General features: G+C 47.5%; 2 protein-coding genes and 1 pseudogene. All 3 read left to right on the forward strand.

Annotated elements, in window-relative coordinates; genetic code table 11:
- The first annotated feature begins 31 nt into the window (after positions 1–31).
- Positions 32–1174 (forward strand): MFS transporter, encoded by a 1143-nt coding sequence (locus tag Q0X35_RS06175; RefSeq protein WP_297566587.1) that lies wholly within the window; start codon positions 32–34, stop codon positions 1172–1174.
- Positions 1167–3200, forward strand: coding sequence for a glycoside hydrolase family 2 protein (locus Q0X35_RS06180; RefSeq protein WP_297566589.1), 2034 nt, complete (start codon positions 1167–1169; stop codon positions 3198–3200). The genes Q0X35_RS06175 and Q0X35_RS06180 overlap by 8 nt, the downstream gene beginning before the upstream one ends.
- Positions 3201–3409: 209 nt before the next feature.
- A pseudogene (locus Q0X35_RS06185) lies at positions 3410–3681 on the forward strand (transporter); the annotation flags it as partial.

The following is a 3681-nucleotide window of genomic DNA, read 5'->3' on the forward strand; positions in this document are numbered from 1 at the left end:
ATTAGAATAACGGTCTCGTGGGCTCGGAGATGTGTATAAGAGACAGGTCTCTGCCTCTGCAGTGGTAGCTACTATCACCACCTTATTAATGGGTGGAGTATCCGATCATTTCGGAAAGCGCAAAGTATTTATTGTAGCGGGCTATATTCTCTGGGGTTTCTCTACAATTGGCTTCGGCTTCATTAAAGTGCCCGCTGGAGCCGCTGATATCGCTGCCGCCACCCACAGTGCAGTGCTCTTCGTAATCCTGCTCGATTGTGTGATGACTTTCTTTGGTTCTACTGCCAATGACGCCGCCTATAATGCTTGGATTGTAGATATTACCGATAAGACTAATCGCGGGCGCGTAGAAGGTGTAGTTACTGCTTTACCGCTATTCGCTATTTTGCTCATATTCGCCGTCTTCGATCCACTTACGCAGGCTGGGCGCTGGCAATTATTTTTCTTAATAATCGGCGTAATTATTCTCTGCGTAGGCGGAATCGGGATTCTCCTCATTCACGAATCTCCCCAAGCTCCCCGCACCGAATCGCTGGGGAAGAAAATAATTTATGGTTTTCGCCCTTCCACTATTCGCCAGTTGCCGCGGTTATACACTACCTACAGTGCACTTCTCCTCATAAGTATCGCTAACCAAATTTATATGCCGTATTTAATTATCTATATTCAAAACTATCTACAGATTAAAAACTATGTGCCTATCCTGGCCGTGGTATTACTCGGCAGCGCAGTCGCCGTGGTAATAGCAGGAAGACTTATCGATAAATTTGGAAAAGTACCTATTGCTTTTGGCGCTTTTCTGCTCCACGGCTGCGGCTTGCTAGCGATGTACTTTGCGCGCAATCCCCTTCTGACCACTATTTCCGGTCTGATAATGCTTTCCGGATTTATGGCATTGAGCGCGGCCCTAATGGCGTTGACGCTTGATAATATTCCCGCCCAAATGGGAGGAAGATTCCAGGGAGTGCGCATGATTTTCGTAGTCATGATTCCGATGATTATCGGGCCTTTTATCGGCAGCAGCGTCATAAAAAATTCCGATTTGCGCTACACCGACTTAGGAGTAGTAAAGCAAGTGCCTACTCCCGCTATTTTCCTCACAGCTGCGCTTGTTTCACTGCTCGTATTAATCCCTTTGTATTTCTTAAAGAAAGGCACCCGGAGCCATGCCTGATATTTCTTCCACTGCTGAACGGCAGATTCCGCTGCCCGAGTATCCCCGCCCCCAGCTCCAGCGCAGTGCCGCCACTTGGAAATCGCTAAATGGCTACTGGAGATACGCCATAGAAGCGGGAAATCTAGCGGCCTTACGGCAGCGCTATGGGGAAAAAGCAACCGCTGCGGAGGAAGAAAACCTCAGAAATTGTGCAGATTCTGAAAGCTACGCAGATTCCGAAAACTGCGCAAATCACCCGCCCGCAGAAAAATTCTGCCCTCCCCCACTCACCGAAAAAATACTGGTACCTTTCTCTCCGGAAGCGCCTCTTTCCGGCGTAGGAAAAAGGCTGCTACCTGGGGAATTGCTCTATTATGAGCGCAGTCTCTCCCCCGATGAGCTTCCCGATAGTTTTATTTTCCCCGATCTAGATTCCCCTTCCGGTGTATGCCCGCCAGCGCGGCTTCTGTTGCACTTTGGCGCCGTAGATCAAAATTGTTTGGTATTTATAAACGGCCACTATGCCGGAGAAAACCGCGGCGGATATTTTGCTTTTACGCTGGATATTACTTCTTATCTACAACCCGGAGAGCAAAAAATTCAAGTAGTGGTAGAAGATCCCAGCAATCAGGGGCAAGGTGCCTACGGTAAACAATCTCTGCAACCGGGTAATATCTGGTATCGCCCCAGTTCCGGAATATGGCAGAGCGTATGGTTAGAAGCAGTGCCCACGTCTTATATTTCCGCGGTGCAAATTACGCCTTATTTCGATAGCGGTGCCGTCGAATTAAAAGTGCAGATAGAATCGCCCGTATCTACCACTACTACCCCTGGTATTACCCCCAATAGTTCCCCTAATGCTGCCGCTAGTACCGCTCCTACTTCCCTACCAATTCGAGGGAAAATTTTGGCACCCATGGTTGCCGGTCTGCAAGGAGAATCTACAGAGCTCGGCTCTTTCGAAATAAAAGCTATTTCTACTTCCACTGCTACGCTCTACGGGAAGTTACCACCCGATTTTCGCCCGTGGAGCCCGGAAGATCCTTATCTTTACCGCTACGAACTGCAATACGGAGAAGACCTACTCCAAGGCTATTTTGGAATGCGGAAATTTTCCCTTATCAGCACGAAAGATGGAGTACAGCGACTAGCTCTCAATAACCGCCCCTATGTGCATATGGGAGTACTCGACCAAGGATATTGGAGTGAGGGGTTCTATACTCCCCCGAGCGATGCCGATTTAATTGCCGATATTAAGAGTATGCAAGCGCTCGGTTTTAATATGCTCCGCAAACATATAAAAATCGAATCCGCACGCGCCTACTATCACTGCGACCGCTTGGGAATGCTTATCTGGCAAGATATGGTCTCAGGCGGCGGGCCCTACTGTAAACCTGCTATTTCCGTATTGCCTTTTTTGGGTATTCATTTTAACGATGTACGCTGGGCTCCCCTCTTTGGGCGCCGTAATAACGAAAGTAAAGCCCTCTATAACGAGGAATTATTGCACACTGTAGAGCAACTTTATTCCGTACCCAGCATAGCTTTATGGGTACCTTTTAACGAAGGATGGGGGCAATTTTCCGCTTTAACCGTAGCAAAGAAAATTCGCGATTTAGATCCTACTCGACTGGTAGATCACGCCAGCGGCTGGCATGACCAGGGTGGTGGAGATGTAAAGAGTAGACATATTTATTTCCGCAAACCCCGGATGCGCTCCGATAAGAAAGGGCGAGCATTAGCTCTGAGTGAATTTGGTGGATACAGCTTTGCGGTGCCCGGGCATTGCTACAGTTCCCACAGCTTCGGATATCGGCGTTATAAAGATATCGCTACTTATCAGCAAGCCGTGCTAGAGCTTTTTCGATTCCTGCTAAATACAGGTAAAGATATATCAGCTTATGTGTACACCCAGCTCAGTGACGTAGAAGATGAAGTAAATGGCTTCCTCACCTACGACCGAGCAGTGAATAAATGGCCAGATTCTTCCCTCGCCGCGGCAGAATTACGCCACCTACTTCTCACTCTACGTAAACAAATATAGAAATCTGTCTGCAGAGCAGACCCAACGCGGTGCAAGCTTTTCTCACACATAAACTTTTGCCGCTATTTACCTGCAAATATTAAGCCGTAATCACAGTAAAAGAAGATGAAGAATCTCTTTTTCATAGCTAACATAGTATGTATAGACGTTAACTTTTCGAAGGAAATATATTGTTATCTACAATTTTCTCTACACTTGCTGAAAATCAAGTGTTACTCCTATTTGTATTAGTAGGGTTCGGTGCACTCTTTGCGAAAGTACGAGTAAAGAATATTTCGCTAGGTGCCGCTGCCGTACTATTTTTCGCAATTGCCCTCACTGCTTGGGGTTTAAGTATGGGATACGAGCTGAAAGTAGAGCACGATCTCGGCGTGCTCGGCCTCGCCCTCTTTGCTTTCGCAATTGGCATCAGCTCCGGCCCTTCCTTCTTCCAGACCCTAAAGTCCTCGGTAAAACCCGTATTATTGATGCTGCTCGTAGT

This window comes from uncultured Arcanobacterium sp., from assembly GCF_947253055.1.
Taxonomy (GTDB): domain Bacteria; phylum Actinomycetota; class Actinomycetes; order Actinomycetales; family Actinomycetaceae; genus Arcanobacterium_A.

Bases quoted from the DNA above. Each gene is read 5' to 3' on its own strand.
- Q0X35_RS06180 (WP_297566589.1), top strand. From the start codon at position 1,167: ATGCCTGATATTTCTTCCACTGCTGAACGGCAGATTCCGCTGCCCGAG.